This is a genomic window from Nonomuraea lactucae, assembly GCF_003313395.1.
In the GTDB taxonomy this organism is placed as follows: Bacteria; Actinomycetota; Actinomycetes; order Streptosporangiales; family Streptosporangiaceae; genus Nonomuraea; species Nonomuraea lactucae.
Map to the genome: position 1 here is coordinate 1 of NZ_QNFZ01000015.1, position 4,131 is coordinate 4,131.

Annotated in this window: 4 protein-coding genes and 2 pseudogenes; all 6 read right to left on the minus strand. The window is 71.9% G+C overall.

Translation table 11 applies throughout. The annotated features are described in order from the left end of the window. Nucleotides 1-551, minus strand: a pseudogene (locus DQW85_RS00895) (urocanate hydratase); the annotation flags it as partial. Between the two features lie 52 nt (nucleotides 552-603). Then, nucleotides 604-1,494: a MurR/RpiR family transcriptional regulator gene (locus tag DQW85_RS00900; protein ID WP_240196836.1), complete on the minus strand. Its 891-nt coding sequence runs from the start codon at nucleotides 1,492-1,494 to the stop codon at nucleotides 604-606. A gap of 157 nt (nucleotides 1,495-1,651) precedes the next feature. Next, the gene (locus DQW85_RS00905) at nucleotides 1,652-2,575 is read right to left on the minus strand and encodes an ABC transporter substrate-binding protein (protein WP_113698584.1); all 924 of its coding nucleotides are present in this window, start codon (nucleotides 2,573-2,575) and stop codon (nucleotides 1,652-1,654) included. A gap of 40 nt (nucleotides 2,576-2,615) precedes the next feature. Further along, nucleotides 2,616-3,296: an ABC transporter permease gene (locus DQW85_RS00910; RefSeq protein WP_113698585.1), complete on the minus strand. Its 681-nt coding sequence runs from the start codon at nucleotides 3,294-3,296 to the stop codon at nucleotides 2,616-2,618. Between the two features lie 4 nt (nucleotides 3,297-3,300). Beyond that, nucleotides 3,301-3,930: an ABC transporter permease gene (locus DQW85_RS00915; RefSeq protein ID WP_113698586.1), complete on the minus strand. Its 630-nt coding sequence runs from the start codon at nucleotides 3,928-3,930 to the stop codon at nucleotides 3,301-3,303. Then, nucleotides 3,927-4,131: pseudogene (locus tag DQW85_RS45490) on the minus strand (hypothetical protein); the annotation flags it as partial. The pseudogene DQW85_RS45490 and the gene DQW85_RS00915, both read right to left, overlap by 4 nt.

Here is a 4,131-nt window from a genome sequence, read left to right on the forward strand (position 1 = left end):
GTGACGGCCAGTGGCTGGGCGCCGCCCATCCCGCCCAGGCCCGCGGTCAGCGTGATCGTCCCGGCCAGTGAGCCGCCGAAGCGTTTGGCGGCTACCGCGGCGAACGTCTCGTAGGTGCCCTGCAGGATGCCCTGGGTGCCGATGTAGATCCACGAGCCCGCCGTCATCTGCCCGTACATGGTCAGCCCGAGCGCCTCCAGCCGCCGAAACTCCTCCCAGCTCGCCCAGTCACCGACCAGGTTGGAGTTGGCGATGAGCACGCGCGGCGCCCACTCGTGGGTACGGAAGACACCCACCGGACGGCCCGACTGGACCAGCAGCGTCTCGTCCTGCTTCAGGCCCCGCAGGGTGCGGGCGATGGCGTCGAACGACGGCCAGTCACGGGCGGCCTTGCCGGTGCCGCCGTAGACGACGAGCTTGTCCGGATGCTCGGCCACCTCGGGGTCGAGGTTGTTGTGCAGCATCCGGTAGGCGGCCTCCTGCTGCCAGCCCTCACAGGACAGCTCCGTGCCGCGCGGGGAGCGGATCACCCGCCGGACGTCCTCGCTCATCGCTTCTCTTCTCCTTGCGTCTGTGTGTTCGGTGGTGGTGGTCGGTGGATGGTCATTCGGGCAGGAAGAGCTGGCGCTCCGCCGCGCTGTTCTCGAAGTCCTCGATCGACGCCTGCTCCTCGGTGGGCAGCGCGTACACCATCGAATGGAGCAGGGCCGCGCACAGCACGCCGGGCGCGGCCTGCGAGTCGAAGGCGAACTGCGAGCTGACGGGCGCGGTGAGCACCACGTCGGCGTGCTCCGAGAGGGCGCCGACGGAGTGGTCGGTGATGAGCGCCACGCGCAGGCCCGCGCGCCTGGCCCAGATCAGCCCGTCGCGCAGCTCGCGCGGGTAGCGGGGCAGCCCGAACGCCAGGACCCACGACGCCCCGGCCTGGGCGGCGCGGCTCAGCCGGTCCTCCAGCGTCGAGCCCGGCGTGTCGATCACCCGTACGTCGGGGTGGGCCTTGGCGGCGAAGTATCCGAAGAAGTGGGCGAGCGGCGCGGAGACCCGCAGCCCGATGACCGGCAGCGGCCTGGAGGCGGCGAGACGCGCCGCGACCTCGGCCAGCCTGCCCGTGTCGCCGAGGCTGTCGCGCAGCAGCTCCAGGTTGCGGATCTCGGAGTTGACCATGGCCTGGATGGGGTTGAGCTCGGTCGGCTCGGCGGCCGGGTCCTGGCCCTCGCGCAGAGCCGCCCGCAGGTCGTCGCGGAACTCGGGGAAGCCCGTGAACCCCAGCGCGAACGCGAAGCGCGTCACCGACGGCTGGCTCGTGCCGACCGCCTCGGCGATGTCCACGCTGGTCAGGAACACCGCTTCCTCGGGTCGTTCGAGGAGGTAGCGGGCGATGCGCCGCTGGGACGGCGAGAGCCGGTGTCCTTCGATGAGCTCCCGCAGGCGGGCCGCCACCCGCGAGGCGTCGTCGGAGGCGACTGCCACACCGGCGTTGACCGCATCACTCACGGTTGTTCCCTTTCTGTCCCCGGCCCTGGTGCGGCCGGCGCTCCGTCGAGCCGGCCCGGGTCCGGCCCGGCTCGCCCTTGTACCACAGTCACGCCCGGGATCGCGGTCGTGCCGGTACCACGGTCGTGCCCGTACCACGGTCATGCCCGTACGCGGGTCAGGACACCAGTCCGACGGCCTTGAGCCACGCGTTCGCGACGTCCTCGGGGTCTTCCTTCTCGACGTCGGTCTTGTGATTCATCTTGATGAGCTCTTCGGTGGTCAGCTTGGCGTTCAGCTCGGCCATGGCGGCGGTGAGCTTGGCGTCGGCCTTCTGCTCGCGCACGAGGGGGGCGACGTTCTCGTCCGGCTGCAGCCGCTGCGGGTCCTCCAGGCCGACCCAGTCGTTGGCGGAGATCTCGGCGTCGCTGCTGAAGATGTTGGCGAGGTCGATGTCGCCCTTCCTCAGCGCCGCCTTGGTGAGCGGCCCGCCCGCGTCCAGCGCCCGGAACGTCTTGAACTCGGTGCCGTAGACCTCCTTGAGCCCGACCAGGCCGATCCGGCGGGTCTTGTCCTCGGGCGGGCCGCCGTAGACGAGCTGTCCGGTGACCTTCTTGAGGTCGTCCAGCGACTTCAGGCCGTGTTTGTCGGCGGTCGCCCTGGTCACCATCCAGATCGTCTTGTCCTGGGCGGGGGCGTACGGCAGGAGCTTGAGCCCCGCCGGCAGCTTGGCCTTCAGCTCGGCGGCCTGGGCGTCGCCGTCGGCGGCCTTGCCGGCCTTGTCGAGGTGGAGCAGCAGCGAGCCCTGGTACTCCGGCAGCATGTCGATGTCGCCGCTCTGGAGGGCGGGGAAGATGACCTCGCGGGACCCCAGATTGGGCTTGACGGTGACCTCGTAGCCCTTGCTCTTCAGCAGGCCCGCGTAGACGTGGCCGAGCGTGACGTTCTCGGTGAAGTTGGCGGTGCCGATGACGATGGTGTTCGCGGCGGTGGGCGCGCCGGAGCCCGCGGACGGCTCGGCGAGGGTGGTGGCGCCGCCGCCGCAGGCGGTGACGGTCAGCGCGAGGGCCGCGAGCCCGGCGATGGTGCTCAGTGTGCGCATGGGGTCTTTCCTTCGTACGGGGTGTGGGGCGGTAGGGAGGTCAGGTGGCGGCGGCGCGCCTGAGTCGCAGGCCGCGCGGCAGGAGCGTGCGCTGGAGCGCGGCCAGGCACAGGTCGGTGACGACGGCGAGGACGGCCACGGCGATGGCGCCCGCGAGCACCTGCGGCAGGTCGCGCTGGGCGAGCCCGTCGAACAGGTAGCGGCCGAGGCCGCCGAAGCTCACGTACGCGGCGATGGTGGCGGTGGCGACCACCTGGACGGCGGCCAGCCGGACGCCGGTGAGGATGAGCGGCAGCGCCACCGGCACCTCGACCTGCCACAGCCGCTGCCAGCCGGTCATCCCCATGCCGCGGGCCGCGTCACGCAGCTCCGGCTCCACGCCGGCCATGCCGGCGTAGGCGTTGGTCACGATCGCGGGCACGGCGAGCACCACGAGCGCCACGTACACCGGCCAGATCGACAGCCCGCTCACCAGGAAGACCAGGGTGACCAGTCCGACGGTGGGCAGGGCGCGGCCGAAGCCGCTGAGGTTGATGGCGAGGAACGCGCCCCGCCCGGTGTGCCCGATGTACAACCCGATCGGCAGGCCGATCAGCGCCGCCGCCACAGTGGACAGCAGGGAGTATTCGAGGTGCTCCAGCAGCCGGACCGGCAGGCCCTCCGGCCCCGACCAGTGCCCGGCCTGGGTGAACCAGCCGAGGATCTGCTGCAGAAGGCCCATGGCGTTACCTCCGGGTCCAGGGCGTGAGCAGCCGCTGCACGCCGACCAGCGCGACGTCGGCGACCAGGGCGAGCAGGAGGGTGAGCGCGATGCCGGCCACGATGGGCTCGGGGAAGGCGCGCTGGAACCCGTCGATGAACAGCTGCCCGAGCGCGCCCTGCCCGATGAACCCGGCGACGCTGACCAGGCTGATCGTCATCACGGTCGCGATGCGCACCCCGGCCATGACGACCGGGAGGGCGAGCGGCAGCTCGACGGCGAGCAGCACCCGCGTGCGCCCGTAGCCCATGGCCCGGGCGGCCTCGCGGACGTGCGGCGGCACCGCGCCGAGCCCTTCGACGGTGTTGCGGACGAGCACGACGAGCGTGTAGACCGTCAGGCCGATCACGGCCGTCGTCCGGGTCAGGCCGGTGAACGGCAGCAGCAGGATGAACAGCGCCAGCGACGGGATGGTGAACAGCACGCTGGTCAGCGAGAGCACCGGCCCGCGCACCCAGGCGACCCGGTGGGCGAGGACGGCCAGTGGCACGGCGACGGCGACGCCGAGCGCCACGGCCAGCACGGTCATCTGCAGATGCTGCAGGGCGAGGGCCGACAGGTCGTCGGCGTGGTCGGGGAACCAGGACCATCTCATCTGGTCATCACCCCGTCGCGATAGCGGGACGCGGCGTCGATGACGTCGCGTTCGGTGGAGGCGCCGGCGGCGCGGCCGTCCGCGTCGACGCGGACGACGAGTCCGCACGGCGAGGCGACGACCGCGTCGAGCGCGGCCAGCAGCGAGGAGCCGTCGCCGACGGCGGACGCGGGGACCAGCTCGCCGTCGGCGACGCGGCCC